This is a genomic window from Pantoea sp. SGAir0215 (assembly GCF_043543215.1).
On the sequence record NZ_CP028031.1, the window covers coordinates 1,048,068 to 1,066,730 of the forward strand.

An 18,663-nucleotide genomic window follows, 5' to 3' on the forward strand; every position below is an offset into this window, starting at 1 on the left:
CACCGCCGTGAGTGTGGCGAAACCCGTCCTCTCAGCGGCCGTCTGCCACAGAGAGGCTCGGGATTGACCTCCGCCCGGTACCGCGAAACCCTCCGGGTAATCATGATTAAACACAGTTCAGTTTACAGACGCGGCTGTCAGGCCAGTTTCCCTACCGCTGCCGCAATTTCAGGTAATGCCGCACGTGCAAACAACTCTTCAAAATCAGGCAGACGACCAAGGATTTCACGGTTGCAGGCATCCTGATACATGATCCAGCCATAGGTGGCCAGGCTGTCCATGGAACGGATGTTGCGTTGCGTCAGTGCCGCTTTGTAATCGGACATGCGTTTTGAACCGATCAGGCTGGCTAATTCGCTGTCGCTGTAGTTCTCAATAGCTGCCCGCGCATGGCGCTGCAGTTTACTGACCAGCGAAAAGTCCTCTGTCATCAGTAAATTACGAACCGCTTTCTCGACCGCCGGATCCTCAACGTGGGTGCCTTTCGGTAACTTGCCGAGAGCCAGCTGCTGCGCGAAGCTCAATACGGTGTAGTTATTGAGCAATACAAACATCTCGACCGTATCTGTCGCGCCATAAGCCGGTACGGCACCGTCTGCAATGGTTTTGCCTTCACGCCACGCGGCTTTGAATTTCGCCACCTGATGCGCTGCCAGCGCGGTTGAGAGTTCTTCCAGCAAATCCTTACGGGATTTCGCCTTCAGGATTTCACCGCCATCCTGATACAGCAGCAGAGAGCGCGGCATCACATACACGAAGTGCTGACATTCGGTTTCCCAGTGCTCCAGCAGCCAGGCCGCACGTGGTGACTGCGTGGCGTCCAGATGCCAGTTCAGCATGGTCAGCACGGCCTGCTTATGAATTTGTGCCAGCTCATCGGCATCGGCAATGGAACCAAACAGAACGGAATCGCCCGCTGCATGGTTAGCCAGGGAGCCGTACGGATCGTACTGGTAAGCAAAGCCGCCGCTCATGCCGTTACCGAAGCCTTTACCAAAGGTGCCCAGGTTCAACACGGCACCGTTGGTCATGTATTCGCAACAGAAGTCACCGACGCCTTCCACTACCGCAGTGGCACCAGAGTTACGCACTGCGAAGCGGTCACCGGCCTGGCCCTGCACGAACAGGCGGCCGCCCGTTGCGCCGAACAGAGCAAAGTTACCGATCAGGACGTTGCCATCACTGTCCTGTGCGCCGCCGCCCGGTGATAACACCACCAGCTCGCCGCCGCACTGGCCTTTGCCCACGCCATCGTTGCAGGTGCCACGATGTTGCATCAGCATGCCGTCATTGCAGAAGGCACCGAAGGACTGACCGGCTGAGCCGGTGGTCGTAATATGCACCGTGGCCGGCGCCAGATAGCGACGACCGCGATCGTCCTGCAGCACAGAGGGCATCGCCTGCAGTTGCTCTGCTGTCAGGGTATGATTCAGCATGCGCTCGATATCGATCGCCAACTGACCGCCCACGCTTTTATTGCGGTTGTTCAGGACGACATCGTGACCTAACTGCAGCGATGTCTTGCCCGCTGTCACCAGTTGCTGGTTGAGTTCTTCTACCCAGCCATCATCCAGCTCAAAATCTTTTTCCAGATAAACCGGCTTGTCGATTTTCAGCTCTGGCACCACGGTGAGCATGGCGCGCAGATCCAGCTTGCCGACTTCCAGCGGGTGATCCATCAAATGGAGCAGGTCAGCGCGCCCACGGGCTTCACGCAGCGAGCGCAGGCCCATACGCGCCAGGATTTCGCGGACTTCGTGCGCCACATTCAGGAAATACTGTGCGAGCTGACGCGGATCGCCATCAAAGGCTTCGGCGTTCGTGGTTAACCCTGCCGGGCATTTGACGTTACAGTTCTTCGCCATCACGCATTTCAGCATCATCAGCGCAGTCGTACCGAATTCAAAGCTGTCACCGCCCAGCAGCGCGGATTTCACCACGTCGCTGCCTGTCTGCTGTGCACCTGAACAGCGCAGCAGGACTTTGTCGCGCAGGCCGTTCGCACACAGCGCCTGATGAACTTCGGCAATGCCGATTTCCGCGACGCGACCGGTATATTTCAGACTGGTCACCGAGGCGGCGCCCGTACCGCCCGTGTTACCGGCGACGTTAATAACGTCAGCACCGGCTTTCGCTACGCCCACGGCAATGGTGCCAATCCCTTCAGAGGACACCAGCTTCACAATGACGCGAACACGCGCCGCTTTGCAGTCGTGAATCAACTGGGCCAAATCTTCGATAGAGTAGGTGTCGTGGTGCGGTGGTGGCGAGACCAGCTCAACGCCCGGTGTGCCGCCACGTGCCGCCGCGATTTCGACGGTGACTTTCGCCGCAGGCAACTGGCCACCTTCGCCAGGTTTTGCACCCTGACCAATTTTGATCTCCAGCTCTTCCAGCATCGGATCGGCCAGGTACGCCGCCCAGACGCCGAAACGACCTGACGCCAGCTGCTTGATACGGGACGCACGGATAGTGCCATGACGGGAATAGTGCTCGCCGCCTTCCCCGCAGTTGCTCATGCCGCCGACCATGTTGGTGCCATGTGCGACAGCTTCATGTGCCGGTGCCACCAGCGCGCCGTGACTCATCGCCCCGGAGGCGAAAGTACGAGTGATTTCACAGGCAGGCTGAATTTCGCTTAACGGCAGTGAGGGCAGCGCAGTAAAAATGCGCGACAGATAGTCGGCAGCTTTACCTACGGCGGTGATTTTCAGGCCGCCTGCGACCACGTCCGCCGATTCGATTTCGTCACTGAAGCGGGCTTTCAGAGCCCGTGACAGATTCAGCAGACGTTCGCTTTCCGGCTTCAGCCCAGCGATGGCATCGGTCAGCCGCAGCATAAAGGTGTTCGGGCTGCCTTCGATGGCCTCGCATTCCAGGCCGCGAGTAGCAAATCCGTTGTTGGTCAGCGAATAACGGCCCAGTTTACGGCGGAATTCCGCTTCGCTGTCGATATGCGTCAGATCGGCCGGGAAGGCCAGAATGTCACGCAGCGCAGCAGGGCGGCGTTTACGCTCTTCATACATCAGGCTGGAGAACTGACGGTAATCGGCTGTGATGGCAAAGTTATTCATCACGTCATCAGGAATGCGCTCAAAGCTGCTGTCCTTGAACGTGTCAGGCTTGATGCCAAACGCATTATCCAGACGGGCCAGCGTCATCAGACGAATGAAATTGTCCTCTTCGCGCGCTTTGTCCGCAAAGCGAATCGGCTCTTCCGTCATATCAATAAAGGTACGCACGGCAATGGTGCCGTAGGAGTGGCCTGCGCCCTCTGCGCGCTCTTTAAACAGCCCCAGTAATGGCACTTCTGATTCGCCCTGAATTTTCAGCGCGCTTTGATGCCAGTCCACTGCCATTTGCGCGATGGTGGCAAAGCCCGCGCCACCAACAGGCGTTTTGATATTCGGGAAATACTTCTTCAGCACCGGATCGTCAGTGTTAAGGAAGTTAGGTTCAAAGAACTCACCGCTACTGTAGCTTTCAACGGTACACAGGCCCACTTTACCCATGGTCTTCATCAGGGCCTTTTCGGCGGCTTTGGCATAGCGTTTAAAGGCTTTATTGCCTTCTTCACCTTCACCGAATTTCTCCTCGGCACGCATCTGTACGCCGAGCGGATAGACAGCAGAGGCACCAAAGCCCAGCGTCGCGGCAATGTGATGCGACGAGATAATCTGCCCACTCTCCACCACCAGGGACACGTCAAGACGTAATCCTTCCTGGACCAGGCGCTGGTTCACCGCAGAAACCACCAACAGCATGGGCAGGGCGGCATGGGTGGACGAGATGTGGCGGTCGGTCAGGACGGCTATCCCGCCCTGAGAACGTGCGAAATCCACGACCTGCTGAGCCAGATCGTCAATCGCCTTCTCCAGCGCAGTGGCGTTGGCCGTACGGCTGAGCAGGTCTTTGCCGGTGACAGGTTCGTACAGCATGTCAAAACGGGCATAAGGTGCGACGTTCTGTTCGCGCAGCTGTAGCATGTCCAGGTGCGTCAGAATAGGCGTCGGCACAATAATCTGACGGCCTTTACTGCGTCCCAGGTGCGGTTTGGCTCCCAGTGCCACGCGCAGCGTCATACCGTCCGCTTCACGGATGGAGTCCAGCGGTGGGTTAGTGACCTGTGCAAAACGCTGCGAAAAGTAGTGCGCCATGCCGCCTTCGTGATCGGACAGACCATTGATCGCGTTGCCGTAACCCATAGCAGAGATTTTCTCGGCCCCGGTGTTCAGCATCGGGTCCATCATGAATTTGAAGCTTTCCTGGTTATAGTAGTAAGCCACAAAGCGCTGATAGGTTTTCAGATCGCCGCGATAGCGCAGAGGCGACCCTTGTTTCTCAGCAGGGATGACAGGCAACTCCTTGAGATCGACGCGAGATTTGCCGAGCAGTGCAGCGTAATCTTTTTCCGCAGCCAGCTTTTCCAGCGCTTCATGCGTGGTATAGCTGCGTTTTTCGCGATGATCAAAATAGAGCATGCCGCCGGCTTCGATACGACCACGGCGCAGTACGCTTTCCGGGGGAAAGGCAATCTGGCCGGCTTCCGACATGGCACCAATATACTCGGCGGTTTCTACCGAACGCAGTGGACGAAGACCCAGACGGTCAAGACGTGCGCCAATCACTTCCCCATTACCAAAGATCAACGCCGCAGGGCCGTCGTTCTTCTCTTCATAGAGTGAGAAATATTCCAGCATGTCACGCACCGCCGGAGAGAGCGCGGTGTCATTTTCCCATGCAGGTGGCATCATCGACACCACGGCGGTGATTAAGTCGAGATCGTCTTCCATCAGGCGGCTGTGAATGCTCTGGTCAAGACGGGAACTGTCTGACTGACCTTTCGGGCGAACGATAGTTTTTCCACGCGCAGAGGCCAGCGCGGATTCAGCAATCCGGTTTTTACGATCGGTATTCAGCTCACCGTTATGGGCCATTAACCGGAAAGGTTGCGCCATAGTGGTGTGCGGATCGGTATTGGTTGAGAAGCGGGTATGGAAAAACAGCCCACGGACCTGATGATTGGGATCGGTCAGATCTTTGAAATAAGGAATGACCTCATTGGAATTCAGACGGGCTTTGAATACCTGGGTACGGGACGAAAGCGACAGCGGATACAAACCGCCAAACTCACTTTTCGTAAAGGCCTCTGCCTCAATCGCCAGCAGGGCGCGATAAATCCGTTTTTCAAAATCGTTCTGGTGGCTGACATCCTGAGGCGCAGCAAAAATCCATTGCACGATGGGCAACTGAAACTGGACAGCGGCCGGACGCGTCACGCTGTTATCCAGCGGCATTTCGCGTTTCATGATCACCGGCAGATTAAAATGACGCAGCGTCTCTTCTACCAGGCGCTCCGCATTGGCACGCAGTTCAGCATCTTTAGGAACGAAGAAGTTACCCACGCCAAAGCGACCGGCTTCCAGCGCCTGACCGGTAATTTTACGGAAAAAGTGCAGTGAAAGATCGACGTTGACACCCGCGCCATCACCCACGCCTTCAGCGGACATGCCACCACGGTGCGGAACCGTGCAGAGTGCACTGTGCGCCATACGCAGAATGTCGTGGGTCTGCTCGCCGTCCTTACGGGTAATGAAACCTACACCACAGCTGTCACTTCCTGCTGCTGGGTTATATAAGCCATAGGATTCAGGTTTTTTAGTGGACATTGAGGGTCTCCTTAAACTGCTTTTGACATTACCTGCATTGTTTCAGGCACTGAGCCTGGTTAAACACTCTTCCCAGCGCGCATTCTTTTATTCCCGCGCCTGACAGCCTGCGCGATTTCGTTTTACGCACTTTTCATCGGCAGGAGGATAAGTCCGTGGATGTGTAGCGCGTGGTGTTTCCGTTCTCGAAAGGAGATGACTCAAACCATGCGGGCGTCATGTTGCATAGATATGCCGTGACGCTTGCCCATCATGAAAGCTTTCAGCGGAATTCCAACTTATCGGGAAAGCGAATCAAGGTCAAATAGCGAGCCTGACACAGTTTAATCACGTCTTTATGTCGATAACCAAATGAATTTATTATGCTTTTGTGTCTAAATTGTGTCAGTTTTTCATTAAGCGGCAGAGAGGGAAATGTGAACTCTATCACTGTGCCAGTGGCGTGAAATCGCTGAAGTATGCTGGCGACAGGGTACTAAACAGTATCAAATGCTGCTACAGGCAGTGGAAGCGCAGGATGTATCTGTTTTTCTTATAGCAGCAAATTTGAATCAATAAGGGGCATGTGATTAGTAAAATTAATCAGGTCGCGTTGCTTAAAGCTTCGAATAATGTGAATGGCTATGCATGAAAAACAGGGCGTCGTGACAATAAAGCCTTGTCAGACGGAAAAGAAGAGGTTGGATACGCGCGCCTGTTTAGCAGACGGCCCTACAGATTCATTGAGTTAGCACAATTAGTCAAGGGTTTTAGCAATAATGGGGCAAACGTCGGCGAAGCAACGGCGTTTTGCACCATATAAGTGCATGACGGTCGCGATCTCGCCGGATGCACTAAGACGACGGTGACGTAAATACGCTATCATGTGGCTGTTCTCACCCAGGGAGTGTTTATGAAACAGATTCGCCTGCTGGCGCAATATTATGTTGATTTAATGGTCAAGCTTGGCCTGATCCGTTTTTCGCTGCTGCTGGCGTCTGCACTGGTCGTGCTGGCCATGATTGTGCAGATGGCGGTGACCATGGTACTGCGTGGTCATGTCGAAAGTATTGATATGGTGCGATCGGTCTTTTTCGGTCTGTTGATCACGCCCTGGGCGGTTTATTTTCTTTCCGTGGTGGTCGATCAACTGGAAGAGTCACGCCAGCGTCTTGCCAGGCTGGTGGATAAGCTGGAAGAAATGCGTACGCGCGATCTTGAGTTGAATCAGCAGATGAAAGAGACCATTTCCCGACTCAATCAGGAAATTGCCGATCGTAAAAAAGCGGAGCAGGCACGTGAGCAGGTCATGGCTAAGCTACGCGAAGAGGTGGCGCGGCGCGAGCAGGCGCAAATAGAGCTGGAACAACAGTCGTCTTTCCTGCGCTCTTTTCTGGATGCATCGCCAGATCTGGTCTTTTATCGCAATATCGACAAGCAGTTCTCAGGCTGTAACCGCGCCATGGAGCTGCTGACCGGTAAAAGTGAAAAACAGCTTATCGGGCTCACGCCACATGATATTTATGACAATGACACGGCGACTAAAGTGTTGGAAACCGATGAAAAAGTCTTTCGTCATAACGTCTCGCTCACCTATGAGCAGTGGCTGCAGTATCCCGATGGGCGGAAAGCCTGTTTTGAAATTCGTAAAGTGCCCTATTACGACCGGGTCGGTAAGCGCAGCGGCCTGATGGGCTTTGGCCGCGATATAACCGAACGTAAACGCTATCAGGACGCGCTGGAGAACGCGAGCCGGGAAAAGACCACCTTTATCTCTACGATCAGCCACGAGCTTCGTACGCCGCTTAACGGCATTGTCGGTCTGAGCCGCATTTTGCTGGATACCGATCTGAATCAGGAGCAGCTCAAGTACCTGAAAACCATCCATGTCTCTGCCATCACCCTGGGCAATATCTTTAACGACGTCATCGAAGTGGACAAAATCGAGCGACGCAAGGTACAGCTGGACAACCAGCCGCTGGATTTCACCAGTTTCCTGGCCGATCTGGAGAATCTCTCTGGCTTGCTGGCGCAGCCAAAAGGCCTGAAGTTTGTCATGGCCCCGCAGTTACCGCTGCCTCATAAAATCTCAACGGATGGTACACGACTACGGCAGATCCTGTGGAACCTGATCGGCAATGCCGTGAAGTTTACTCAGCAGGGTGAAATCATCGTGCGTATCGCCTATGAACAGGATGAAACGCTGCGCTTTGAGGTACAGGATTCCGGGCAGGGCATTCGCGAGGAAGAGCAGGACAAAATTTTTGCCATGTATTATCAGGTTACCGATCAGCATGGCGGCAAACCGGCAACCGGAACCGGTATCGGCCTGGCGGTCTCCCGCCGTCTGGCGCAGGCGATGGGCGGGGATATCAGCGTCAGTAGTGCACCGGGCCAGGGCTCCTGTTTTACCGTGGTGATTAAAGCGCCGCGTATTGCCGAGGAAGTAGAAGATGAAGGCGTTGACGATACGCTGCCGCTTCCGGCCCTGCACGTGCTGTTGGTGGAAGACATTGAGCTGAACGTCATTGTGGCTCGCTCGGTTCTGGAAAAACTGGGATGCAGCGTTGACGTTGCTATGACGGGGCAAGCAGCGCTTGAGATGTTTGACCCGCTGGAGTTCGATTTGGTGCTGCTGGATATTCAGTTACCGGACATGACCGGCATGGACGTGTCGCGTGCCATTCGTCAACGGTATCCTGATGCGCATTTGCCGCCGCTGGTTGCCTTAACCGCCAACGTATTGAAAGACAAAAAAGAGTATTTTGATGCGGGCATGGACGATGTGCTCAGTAAACCGCTTGCCGTACCTGCGTTAACGGCCATCATCAAAAAGTTTTGGGATGACCAACCCGGAAACGATGATCAGGCCGTTATGACGCCGGGCAGTCGTCAGTCCGATACCTTGCTGGACATTCCAATGCTTGAACAGTATCTGGAGCTGGTGGGACCCGGTCTGATTACGCAAAGCCTGACCATCTTCGAACAGATGATGCCGGGCTACCTGGAGGTACTGGACTCCAACCTGATGGCACGCGACGAAAAAGGCATTGCTGAAGAGGGCCACAAAATTAAGGGAGCGGCGGGTTCTGTCGGTCTGCAGCATCTGCAACAGATCGCGAAACAAATTCAAAGCCCAGAATTACCGGCCTGGTGGGATAACGTGGGCGAATGGGTGGAAGAGCTGAAGCGTGAATGGCGGCACGATGTGCAGATATTGCGCGAGTGGGTGGCTGAGAAACAACGGTGATCCAAAAAAAATGACCCCAGCCGAGGCCGGGGTGCGCTAATACTGCGCCAACACCAGGGAAAAAGTCGCTGCTGCTATGCTTAGTGTTTTTCAAGGCAACAACGGGTATTGGTTAACACATGCAACACCTTATCAAATTCGAATTAGCTTGTGACAAGATTCATTAAAATTTGTGATGTTGAACAGCGTTTAAATACAGGAAACATTAATTTGCCAACATAGTCAAGAAAGGAATCAATTTTACCGTTACATTGATTGTTTTTTGAACAAAAGTTCTGTTTTTTGTACGGGTTTAACCCAAATTTGTTAACAAAGCCTGTGTTGAGCCTCTTAACACAAATGATTCGTCACTGATGCGAACTAAATTGGCTATAAACTTATGATAATAAAGAATAATGAAAGGATCGGGTCAGGAAGGTCCAAAACGTTTCGGAAAACGTCATCCGCCCTGGCGCTTAAAAGGTTTTATCAATAGAAAAGTTTGTAATGTTTGGGGAAACATATTAATAAAAAAACATGCATTGCGGTTAAGAAATGCCATAAGTACGTTAATGCCTGCCGCATTGCTGCAACCTGTGTTCAGGCGCGCCCGAAATAAAATATAAGTTTTGTGAAACATTGATGGCTGCAATTATCACGAATTATTATCATCGCCCTGCAAGGAATGGTGTGAGACTTCGTAAATGGAACCGATTCCTTTTTAAGGGAACTTATTGAACTCATTCATACTATTGTTGCATCGCAGATGCATTTTCTTTGCCATATCATAAAGGTGACAGGCCCAGACGGCGAATTTTTCAGGAACGCTTTTTATCATCAGGGGTGATTACACCTGAAATTAATTAAAAAACGACATAATGATGAGACGATTGTATGAGTAAGCATAAAGGGAAGCTTTGGCAGGGTGTAAAGCGCATTGTGCTGCGCATTCTGCTGATTTGGGCAGGGCTGTGGCTGGCAGGTATTTTACTTTTTTCCTTTCTCCCGGTGCCTTTCTCTGCCGTGATGGCTGAACGCCAAATCGGTGCCTGGTTGCGTGGCGATTTCAGCTATGTCTCACATTCGGATTGGGTGGGGACACAGGCGATGTCGCCCTGGATAAGGCTGGCCGTTATCGCGTCGGAAGATCAAAACTTTCCTCACCACTGGGGCTTTGATGTGGCAGCCATTCAGTCTGTACTGGACAGCGATGATAACCGGATGCGCGGTGCGTCAACGCTGTCACAGCAAACGGCTAAAAATCTGTTTTTGTGGGATGGACGTAGCTGGATGCGTAAAGGACTGGAAGCGGGTCTGACGGTCGGCCTGGAAACCGTTTGGACTAAACGCCGGATCTTAACGGTTTACCTGAATATCGCGGAGTTTGGTAAAGGGACCTTTGGTGTTGAGGCGGCGTCCCGGCGTTTTTTCAACAAGCCTGCCAGTCGCTTAACCATGTCAGAAGCGGCGTTACTGGCGGCCGTTTTACCTAACCCGCTGCGCTTTCGTGCCGACGCGCCGTCAGGCTATGTGCGTCAGCGCCAGCAATGGATACTCCGACAGATGCGCCAACTGGGAGGAGAGGGCTTCCTGCAGCGCAATCATCTGGACTGACGTTACTCTTCGTCGAAACCGGCTTCGAAGAGTTCAATGACGGCGGCCAGCGCGTCAGTTTCCTGGGGGCCGCTGGCTTCGATCTCAATATGGCCGCCCTTGGCGGAATCCAGCATCAGCAACGCGATAACGCTGCTGGCTTCGGCTTCTGTGCCGGCCTCGTTGCGTAACAGCACTTCGGCATCGAAACTTTGCACCAGTTCAAACAGCTTCATGGCGGGGCGTGCATGCATGCCCAGCTTGTTTCTGATTTCCACGGTTTGCTTGACGGTCATGATTTACGTTTTTCCAGTGTGCGATGACGGGACTGTACATTTTTACCCCGTGAGCGGAAATAATCAGCGAGCTGTTCTGCAATATACACCGAGCGGTGTTTGCCACCGGTGCAACCAATCGCCACGGTGAGATAGCTGCGGTTGTTCGTTTCCAGCATGGGCAGCCAGAGTTCCAGATAACTGCGTGTCTGATAAATGAAGTTATGGACTTCGGTATGACGATCCAGAAAAGCCGCGACGGGACGATCCAGCCCCGTCATCGGGCGCAGTTTGGGATCCCAGTGTGGATTGGGCAGGAAACGCACGTCAAAGACGTAGTCCGCATCAATGGGAATACCATGTTTGAAGCCAAACGACTCAAACACCATAGTCAGCTCCCGCTCGCGTTTACCCAGTAAGCGGGTACGCAACATCTCAGCCAGTTCATGCACCGACATCTCTGACGTATCAATGATCAAATCGGCACGCGAGCGCAGCGGCTCAAGCAGGTCACTCTCTTCATCAATCGCGCTTTCCAGCGACAGATTTTTGCTGGACAGGGGATGGAGGCGACGCGTATCACTGTAACGGCGAATCAGCGTATTGCGGTCGGCATCAAGAAACAGCAACTGGGGCGAGAATCCGGAAGGCAGATTATTGAGCGCGGTTTCAAAAATTTCAGGCGACTCAGGCATGTTACGCACATCGATACTCACCGCCGCTGAGATATTGCGCTCAACCAGTGATTCTGCCAGCTGAGGCAACAACACGACCGGCAGGTTATCCACGCAGTAAAAACCCATGTCTTCCAGCGCGCGCAGCGCCACTGATTTTCCTGAGCCTGACCGACCGCTGACGATCATCAGCACCATGACCTTCTCTCCCGTTTTAAAGCCGGCTCACGCCGGTAAATCACGCGCTTTATTGCTCTGTTTGTTCTTCGGTAATGATGGCATACAGCTCTTCATCGCTCTGCGCAGCACGCAGACGGCGGCAAACCGTTTTATCCGCCAGCCGTTTGGCTACTAACGACAGTGTATGTAAGTGAGTTTTACACTGGTCCGCGGGCACGAGGAGCGCAAAAAGGAGATCGACAGGCTGATTATCCACGGCATCAAATGCGATGGGTTGCTCAAGGCTGATAAAGACACCGACGGCACGTAACGTATCCTCCTCCAGCTTGCCATGCGGGATGGCAATACCGTTGCCAATACCGGTACTTCCCATGCGCTCGCGGGTCAGTATCGCTTCAAACAGCGTTTGATGCGGCAGGTTGAGCTGCTTAGCGGCCAGTTCACTGATAATTTCCAGCGCCCGTTTTTTGCTTTGGCAGTGTACGCTGCTGCGGGTGCAGTCTGGCGAAAGCACTGTGCTCAGTTCCAGTGTTAAATCATTGTTCATTTTCGTTTCACTTGCGAGTTCACTTAGCCAGTAAACCGGTACGCGGTAATCACGTAGCGGAATCATGGCGCTGGCACAGATGACAAAACGGGGCGGTTAATCCGCCCCATCCTTTCAGCTCTGCGCGCCCGGCGCGCCTGCCAGCGTGAAGGTTAGTGTTTTTTTAACTTGTCTTTATATTTGGTCAGTTGACGGGCCAGCTTGTCAATCAGTCCGTCAATTGCCGCATACATATCTTCCGCTTCCGATGTGGCGTGCAGCTCGCCCCCGTTAACGTGCAATGTGGCATCAGCAACCTGTGTCACCTTCTCAACGTTCAGGACAACATATACCTGGTTGATATGATCAAAGTAGTGTTCCAGTTTGGCAAATTTCGCCGTGACGAATTCACGCAGTGGCTCGGTGATTTCAACATTTTGCCCGGTAAGGTTCAGCTGCATAGGTCTTCCTTCTCTCTGTTAAACCAACTGCTTACGTTGGTTTGAAGGCGGTATGGACAAAGACTCTCGATATTTTGCAACGGTACGACGTGCCACTATGATCCCTTGATCAGATAACATGGAGGTCAGTTTACTGTCACTCAAGGGTTTAGCGGGATTTTCCGCCGAGATTAATTTTTTTACTAGTGCCCGTATCGCAGTAGATGAGGCTTCGCCTCCTCCTTCAGTATTAACATGACTGGAGAAAAAATACTTCAGTTCAAAAATGCCACGCGGGCTGTGAAGATATTTTTGCGTGGTGACGCGGGAAATCGTGGATTCATGCATATCCACCGCCTGGGCAATATCGGCCAGCACCATCGGACGCATAAACTCTTCGCCCTGCTCAAAAAAGGCCTGTTGCTGTTCAACAATGCAGCGTGAGACTTTTAACAGCGTCTCATTGCGACTTTCCAGACTTTTGATCAGCCAGCGCGCCTCCTGCAAATTACTGCGGATAAACTGACTGTCACTGTCATTACGCGCAGCACCGCCCATGGCGGCATAGTGCTGGTTGATTTTAAGCCGCGGCAGACTGTCGGTATTAAGTTCTACCGTCCAGCGCGTCGCAACTTTACGGACCAGCACATCAGGAATAACGTATTCAGGCTCGCCAGTATTGATCGACTGGCCCGGACGTGGATCGAGCGACTGAATCAGCAGCATTGCCTCTTTCAGTACGTCTTCCTTTAAACGCGTGACGCGCATCAGGCTGCGGAAATCATGGTTGGCCAGCAGATCAAGATGATGGCTGACGATCAGGCGGGCTTCAGAGAGCGTTGGCGTTTCAGGCGCATACTGCGACAACTGTACCAGCAGGCAATCACGCAAATCACGTGCACCTACGCCGATCGGATCAAAATGTTGAATGCGCTTTAAAACGGCCTCAACTTCGTCCATTTCCAGCTCATCATCGCCGATACTGTCGAGAATGTCTTCAAGCGAAACGGTAAGATAACCCGTATCGTCAATGGCATCGACGATAGACGTCGCGATCGCCCGATCGGTATCGCTAAACGGCGTCAGCTCAACCTGCCACATCAGATAATCTTGCAGCGACTGGGTGGTTTCGCCCTGGTAGATGGGCAGTTCGTCATCCTGATAGTCCGTACCGGTTCCTGATGGCGTTCCCGCGGTATAGATTTCATCCCAGGTCGCGTCGAGCGGCAGCTCTTCGGGCATATCCTTTTGTTCCAGCGCTTCACGCGTATCAAGTCCCGCTTCGCCTTCCTGATACTCTTTTGCGTCTATTTCTTCATGCTGTTCAGTCTGTTCAAGCAGGGGATTACTTTCCAGGGCCAGCTGTAGCTCTTGCTGAAGTTCAAGCGTAGAAAGCTGCAACAGACGTATCGCCTGTTGCAGTTGTGGGGTCATCGCCAGTTGCTGGCTGAGCCGGAGTTGTAAACCTTGCTTCATAGACAGGATGAATATTCCCGGGTAACCATCAGTATTAACGACACCTTATCAGAGTCTGAACTCTTCACCCAAATAAACACGTTTAACCTGCTCATCTGCAAGGACTTCATTCGGCGTACCGTGAGCAATCAGGTTGCCCTGGCTGACAATATAGGCCCGTTCACAGACCGCCAGCGTTTCACGCACGTTGTGGTCAGTGATTAACACGCCAAGCCCACTGTCGCGCAGATGTTCAATAATCTTTTTGATATCAATAACGGAAATCGGGTCAACACCGGCAAAAGGCTCATCCAGCAGAATGAATTTGGGATTTGCGGCCAGCGCACGGGCAATTTCCACACGGCGACGTTCACCGCCCGACAGTGACTGTCCCATATTGTCGCGCAGATGTGCAATATGGAACTCATCCATGAGCTCATTCGCCCGATCCTGTCGCTGTTCTTCGGTTAAATCATCACGAATTTGCAGCACGGCCATCAGGTTGTCGTAAACGCTCAGACGCCGGAAGATTGACGCTTCCTGGGGCAGGTAGCCGATACCGCGACGCGCACGCGCGTGGAGCGGCAGAATACTGATGTCTTCATCGTCGATGACAATGCGGCCCGCATCGCGCGGAACAATCCCGACCACCATATAGAAGGTGGTGGTTTTACCGGCACCGTTTGGGCCGAGCAGGCCGACGATTTCACCGGATTTTACCTGCAGACTGACGTCTTCAACCACGCGACGGCCTTTGTACGCCTTCGCCAGGTTCTCTGCGATTAATGTGGCCATAGTGATCAGTTACTCTTTTTTTCGCTATTGGTTGACGCGGGCTTGTCCTGCAACTGCGACGGCACCAGAACTGTGGTCACGCGCTTGCTCTGGCCCTGGCTGTAAGCCTGCATTTTTTGCTCTTTGACCAGGTAAGTAATGCGGTCGCCTTTAATATTGCTGTCCAACTGCTCAATGTACGCATTGCCCGTCAGCTCAACAAAGTCATTAGCAAGCTCGTAATGCAGTTTGGACGCGTGTCCCTGTACCGGTTTACCGTTGTCCTGCATCTGATAGAAGGTCGCCGGATTGCCGTAGGCATCAACGATAGTTTTTTTGCTGTCGCCGCCCGGACGGGTCACCACGACTTTATCTGCCGTAATCTTGATCGACCCCTGAGTTACGACCACATTACCGGTAAAGGTCGCGACGTTGCCTTGCAGGTCCAGCGACTGATTTTCAGAGTCGATATTAACGGGTTTGTCCGAGTCACCGGTCAGCGCCAGCGCCGGCAGGCTGGCTGCAAGCAGCAGGCTGGCCAGTAAAAACTTAATGCTGTTTTTGTTCATTTTGAATTTCATAAGAGGTTTTGACCTTTTCGAGTAACTCGGCTTGCTTTGTCCGTAAATTTCCACGCATTTTCATGCCGGTAGAGTTAAAACTGCGGCCATATAACGTCACCTGATCGTCCGAGGCGACGTCCTGAGTGACAAGATTGACCTGAGCGTTATCCGTTTTGATGCGCTCCAGTTCAGAATCTGGCGCCAGCGCATTCAGCTCAACATGACCATATAAATACAGCATACGATCTTTAGTGAGCTTTGCTTTATCTGAACGTACCGTCCAGGTCGGCATTTTATTCTCGTCGTAGGTTGTCATGACCGGATTATCAAACCAGCTGGTTCCCGTATTTTCGAAATACGTAACTTTGTCCGAGATCAGCTTATAAGCCAGGCCACCCTGAGGGTTGTAAACTACGGTATGCGAATTGGCACTGGTGTAGGTTGGCGTTTGATCATTATTCATTACCGGTGCGCCATCGTCGCTGTCCCGGTTAGTGAAATTCCAGCCAATGAGCACCAGCGCAATCAAGGCCAGCCCCAACGTTATCCAACGCCTGCTTTTACTCATACTGATTGCCCTTTGGCATCCTCAAATTTATTTTGCGCCATCAAAATGAGATCGCACAGTTCACGCACTGCGCCGCGCCCACCGGCAATACGTGTGACGTAACGCGCTCGCGCTAACAGCAGCGGGTGCGCATCGGCCACCGCTACGCTGAGCCCTACTTTTGCCATAACTGGCCAGTCGATCAGATCGTCACCAATATAAGCCACCTGCTCGTCAGAGAGCGACAGTGTATCCAGAAGTTCGCGATAGGCCAAAAGCTTATCTGATTGCCCCTGATAAAGATGGCGAATCCCCAGCGTTTTGCAGCGGTCTTCCAGTAACCGGGCCGTGCGGCCGGTAATAATAGCCACTTCAATGTCCGAGGTCAGCAGGCAACGAATGCCGTAACCGTCGCGCACATTAAAGGTTTTCAGTTCTTCTCCACTGTTACCCATGTAGATCAGGCCATCAGACATCACGCCGTCCACATCGCAAATCAGCAGGCGAATGTGCCCGGCACGGGCCATAATGTCGGCACTGACCGGGCCGTAACATGTTTCTATAGCGGCAATCTCAGACTGCATTGTGTCTTCCTGTTTACACTACGCCTGCGCGCAGCATGTCATGCATATGTACCACACCCAGCAGATGGTCGTCATCGGCTACCAGCAGGGAGGTAATGTTTTTGGTTTGCATTAAATTCAGCGCATCGACGGCCAGCACGTTCGGACGTACGCGGATGCCGCCACGCGTCATGACTTCTGCAATGGTCGCTTTTTGAAAATCGATGCCCATGTCAAAGATGCGGCGCAGGTCACCATCGGTAAAAACGCCTTCAATCTTCATCAAATCGTCAACAATCACGGTCAGGCCCAGATTTTTACGGGTTATCTCCAGCAACGCATCCCGCAATGATGCATCCCGCGTGACGTGCGGTAACTCATCACCGCTGTGCATGATGTCGCTTACGTGCAGCAGCAGTTTACGGCCCAGCGCACCGCCCGGATGCGACAGCGCGAAATCTTCAGGCGTGAAGCCGCGTGCCTCCAGCAGGGAGACAGCCAGTGCATCGCCCATCACCAAAGCTGCGGTGGTACTGGTCGTAGGTGCCAGGCCCATCGGACAGGCTTCCTGCGGCACCTTGACGCAAAGATGAATATCGGCGGCCCGAGCCATGGCGCTTTCAGGTCGACTGGTCAGACAGATCAGTTTAATCTGCTGGCGTTTCACCACCGGAATCAGCGCCAGAATCTCGCTGGATTCGCCGCTATTGGAAATGGCAAGCACCACGTCGTCTTTACCCACCATTCCCAGGTCGCCGTGGCTGGCTTCCGCTGGATGCACAAAGAAAGCCGGCGTGCCGGTGCTGGCAAAAGTCGCCGCCATTTTTTTACCAATATGACCTGACTTGCCCATGCCCATAACCACCACTTTGCCCTTACAGGCATAAATCATGGCGCAGGCGTCGGAGAAGGCCTCGTTGATATACTGGTCAAGCTGCTCAAGGCCTTCGCGCTCAATGCGCAGAACCGTTTTACCGGCTCGCTGAAAATCAAACTCTACCGTTGGTTGCTGATGTGACATGGCAAATCTGTCCTTTTTAGCCGCCCATAAACGCTGGCTGTAGCCACAGCAACGTTACCCAGACGAAGAAACCACAGAGTAAAAGCGTCCCCGCCGTACGGCCAATGCGGCGGTGACGCAACAGACAAAGCATGGCGAACAGTACGCTTACGCCAAGCATTATCCAGTAATCGCGTGCAAAAGCGTGATAATCGACGCTGCCGGGGTGAATCAGTGCCGGCAGGCCCAACACGATAGCGAGGTTATAAATATTGGCCCCAATCAGGTTGCCAATCGCAATATCATCTTCGCCTTTCAACGCACCGGCGATGACCGTGGCCAGCTCCGGCAGACTGGTGCCGACGGCGATAAGCGTCAGCCCCATAACCAGTTCACTCACGCCAAAGTAGTCGGCAAAGACCGTCGCATTATCAATCACCATGTGTGTCGACATGGGCAGGATAATCAGGGCGACAGCCAGCCAGAGAAAGGCCACGGTGTTACCCGTCTCTTCGCGTGGCAGCTCAGCCAGTTGTTCACGCGTCAGCGTATCGTTATTGTCATTTTCTGCTTTACGCGCGATGCGAATAGTCACAATCAGATAAATCGCGGCGATGGCAATCAGGGCGATACCGTCCAGTCGACTAAGATAGTTATCAAACAGCGTAATACCGCTCAGTAATGAGACCAGCACCATCAGCGGCAGTTCACGGCGAATTAAGTTGGAATGGATACTGAGCGGATGCAACAGCGCCGCGCCGCCGAGAATCAAAAGTATATTGGTGATGTTCGAACCAAGCGCGGTGCCCACCGCCAGATCCATTTGGCCATACTGCGCAGCGGAGAAGGAAAGAATGATCTCCGGAAGCGAGGTACCGATACTGACGACGGTCATGCCGATGATTAACGGTGGGATCCCGAACGATCGGCAAAGTATTGCAGCACTAAACACCAGACGATCGGCACCATAAGCCAGTAAAAGCAGTCCGATAATCAGCAGTGCGGTTGCGACGAACATGAAAAATCCTTGCTTAAAACCCCTGTTGGCTTGCCTTCAGGTTCGATGTGACAAAACAGGCGCTGATTTTGACCGTCCGAGCGACAAAAGTAAATTTTATGACCGTTTTCGCCAAATCTTTGCATTAAGTTTCTGTAAAGCTATCGTGCGTTTAACCTTAACAGGCTACCATCGTACC

The 18,663-nt window shown here is 53.0% G+C and carries 14 protein-coding genes; 2 read left to right on the top strand and 12 right to left on the bottom strand.

What is annotated here, in order from left to right; genetic code table 11:
• Positions 1-137 precede the first annotated feature (137 nt).
• Complete coding sequence (locus C1N64_RS04965) at positions 138-5,669, bottom strand: glutamate synthase-related protein (RefSeq protein WP_394515293.1); 5,532 nt, start codon at positions 5,667-5,669, stop codon at positions 138-140.
• 892 nt (positions 5,670-6,561) lie between these two features.
• Between C1N64_RS04965 and arcB the strand changes: the two genes are divergently transcribed.
• Complete coding sequence (arcB, locus tag C1N64_RS04970; protein WP_033739163.1) at positions 6,562-8,898, top strand: aerobic respiration two-component sensor histidine kinase ArcB; 2,337 nt, start codon at positions 6,562-6,564, stop codon at positions 8,896-8,898.
• Between the two features lie 873 nt (positions 8,899-9,771).
• Positions 9,772-10,491, top strand: coding sequence for a monofunctional biosynthetic peptidoglycan transglycosylase (gene mtgA, locus C1N64_RS04975; RefSeq protein ID WP_033739165.1), 720 nt, complete (start codon positions 9,772-9,774; stop codon positions 10,489-10,491).
• Between the two features lie 2 nt (positions 10,492-10,493).
• Here mtgA and npr read toward each other — a convergent pair whose 3' ends face one another.
• The 11 genes from npr to C1N64_RS05030 all read right to left on the bottom strand — a co-directional run bounded on the left by npr (position 10,494) and on the right by C1N64_RS05030 (position 18,485).
• Positions 10,494-10,766 carry a PTS phosphocarrier protein NPr gene (gene npr / locus C1N64_RS04980; protein ID WP_006121730.1) on the bottom strand — a complete coding sequence of 91 codons (273 nt, stop codon included), beginning with the start codon at positions 10,764-10,766 and terminating at the stop codon, positions 10,494-10,496.
• Positions 10,763-11,617, bottom strand: a complete 855-nt coding sequence (rapZ, locus tag C1N64_RS04985; RefSeq protein ID WP_006121731.1) for an RNase adapter RapZ — start codon at positions 11,615-11,617, stop codon at positions 10,763-10,765. The genes npr and rapZ overlap by 4 nt, the downstream gene beginning before the upstream one ends.
• 49 nt (positions 11,618-11,666) lie before the next feature.
• A complete protein-coding gene (ptsN, locus tag C1N64_RS04990) occupies positions 11,667-12,146 on the bottom strand; it encodes a PTS IIA-like nitrogen regulatory protein PtsN (protein WP_033739256.1) in 480 nt (159 codons plus the stop codon).
• A gap of 152 nt (positions 12,147-12,298) precedes the next feature.
• Positions 12,299-12,586, bottom strand: coding sequence for a ribosome hibernation promoting factor (gene hpf / locus C1N64_RS04995; RefSeq protein ID WP_006121733.1), 288 nt, complete (start codon positions 12,584-12,586; stop codon positions 12,299-12,301).
• Positions 12,587-12,604: 18 nt separating this feature from the next.
• Complete coding sequence (gene rpoN, locus C1N64_RS05000; protein ID WP_033739167.1) at positions 12,605-14,041, bottom strand: RNA polymerase factor sigma-54; 1,437 nt, start codon at positions 14,039-14,041, stop codon at positions 12,605-12,607.
• 48 nt (positions 14,042-14,089) lie between these two features.
• Positions 14,090-14,815, bottom strand: coding sequence for an LPS export ABC transporter ATP-binding protein (gene lptB, locus C1N64_RS05005; RefSeq protein ID WP_006121735.1), 726 nt, complete (start codon positions 14,813-14,815; stop codon positions 14,090-14,092).
• 5 nt (positions 14,816-14,820) lie between these two features.
• The gene (gene lptA / locus C1N64_RS05010) at positions 14,821-15,375 is read right to left on the bottom strand and encodes a lipopolysaccharide ABC transporter substrate-binding protein LptA (RefSeq protein ID WP_033739170.1); all 555 of its coding nucleotides are present in this window, start codon (positions 15,373-15,375) and stop codon (positions 14,821-14,823) included.
• A complete protein-coding gene (gene lptC / locus C1N64_RS05015) occupies positions 15,344-15,925 on the bottom strand; it encodes an LPS export ABC transporter periplasmic protein LptC (RefSeq protein WP_006121737.1) in 582 nt (193 codons plus the stop codon). The genes lptA and lptC overlap by 32 nt, the downstream gene beginning before the upstream one ends.
• The gene (gene kdsC, locus C1N64_RS05020) at positions 15,922-16,488 is read right to left on the bottom strand and encodes a 3-deoxy-manno-octulosonate-8-phosphatase KdsC (RefSeq protein WP_039338895.1); all 567 of its coding nucleotides are present in this window, start codon (positions 16,486-16,488) and stop codon (positions 15,922-15,924) included. Before kdsC ends, lptC begins: the two co-directional genes overlap by 4 nt.
• 13 nt (positions 16,489-16,501) lie before the next feature.
• Positions 16,502-17,488: an arabinose-5-phosphate isomerase KdsD gene (gene kdsD / locus C1N64_RS05025; RefSeq protein WP_006121739.1), complete on the bottom strand. Its 987-nt coding sequence runs from the start codon at positions 17,486-17,488 to the stop codon at positions 16,502-16,504.
• Between the two features lie 16 nt (positions 17,489-17,504).
• Positions 17,505-18,485 carry a calcium/sodium antiporter gene (locus C1N64_RS05030; protein ID WP_006121740.1) on the bottom strand — a complete coding sequence of 327 codons (981 nt, stop codon included), beginning with the start codon at positions 18,483-18,485 and terminating at the stop codon, positions 17,505-17,507.
• Positions 18,486-18,663: the final 178 nt, after the last annotated feature.

Coding starts and splice junctions, on each gene's coding strand:
- C1N64_RS05030 (WP_006121740.1), bottom strand. CDS start 18,485: ATGTTCGTCGCAACCGCACTGCTGATTATCGGACTGCTTTTACTGGCT.
- rapZ (WP_006121731.1), bottom strand. CDS start 11,617: ATGGTGCTGATGATCGTCAGCGGTCGGTCAGGCTCAGGAAAATCAGTG.
- rpoN (WP_033739167.1), bottom strand. CDS start 14,041: ATGAAGCAAGGTTTACAACTCCGGCTCAGCCAGCAACTGGCGATGACC.
- lptC (WP_006121737.1), bottom strand. CDS start 15,925: ATGAGTAAAAGCAGGCGTTGGATAACGTTGGGGCTGGCCTTGATTGCG.
- ptsN (WP_033739256.1), bottom strand. CDS start 12,146: ATGAACAATGATTTAACACTGGAACTGAGCACAGTGCTTTCGCCAGAC.
- kdsC (WP_039338895.1), bottom strand. CDS start 16,488: ATGCAGTCTGAGATTGCCGCTATAGAAACATGTTACGGCCCGGTCAGT.
- lptA (WP_033739170.1), bottom strand. CDS start 15,375: ATGAAATTCAAAATGAACAAAAACAGCATTAAGTTTTTACTGGCCAGC.
- hpf (WP_006121733.1), bottom strand. CDS start 12,586: ATGCAGCTGAACCTTACCGGGCAAAATGTTGAAATCACCGAGCCACTG.
- C1N64_RS04965 (WP_394515293.1), bottom strand. CDS start 5,669: ATGTCCACTAAAAAACCTGAATCCTATGGCTTATATAACCCAGCAGCA.
- kdsD (WP_006121739.1), bottom strand. CDS start 17,488: ATGTCACATCAGCAACCAACGGTAGAGTTTGATTTTCAGCGAGCCGGT.
- mtgA (WP_033739165.1), top strand. CDS start 9,772: ATGAGTAAGCATAAAGGGAAGCTTTGGCAGGGTGTAAAGCGCATTGTG.
- arcB (WP_033739163.1), top strand. CDS start 6,562: ATGAAACAGATTCGCCTGCTGGCGCAATATTATGTTGATTTAATGGTC.
- npr (WP_006121730.1), bottom strand. CDS start 10,766: ATGACCGTCAAGCAAACCGTGGAAATCAGAAACAAGCTGGGCATGCAT.
- lptB (WP_006121735.1), bottom strand. CDS start 14,815: ATGGCCACATTAATCGCAGAGAACCTGGCGAAGGCGTACAAAGGCCGT.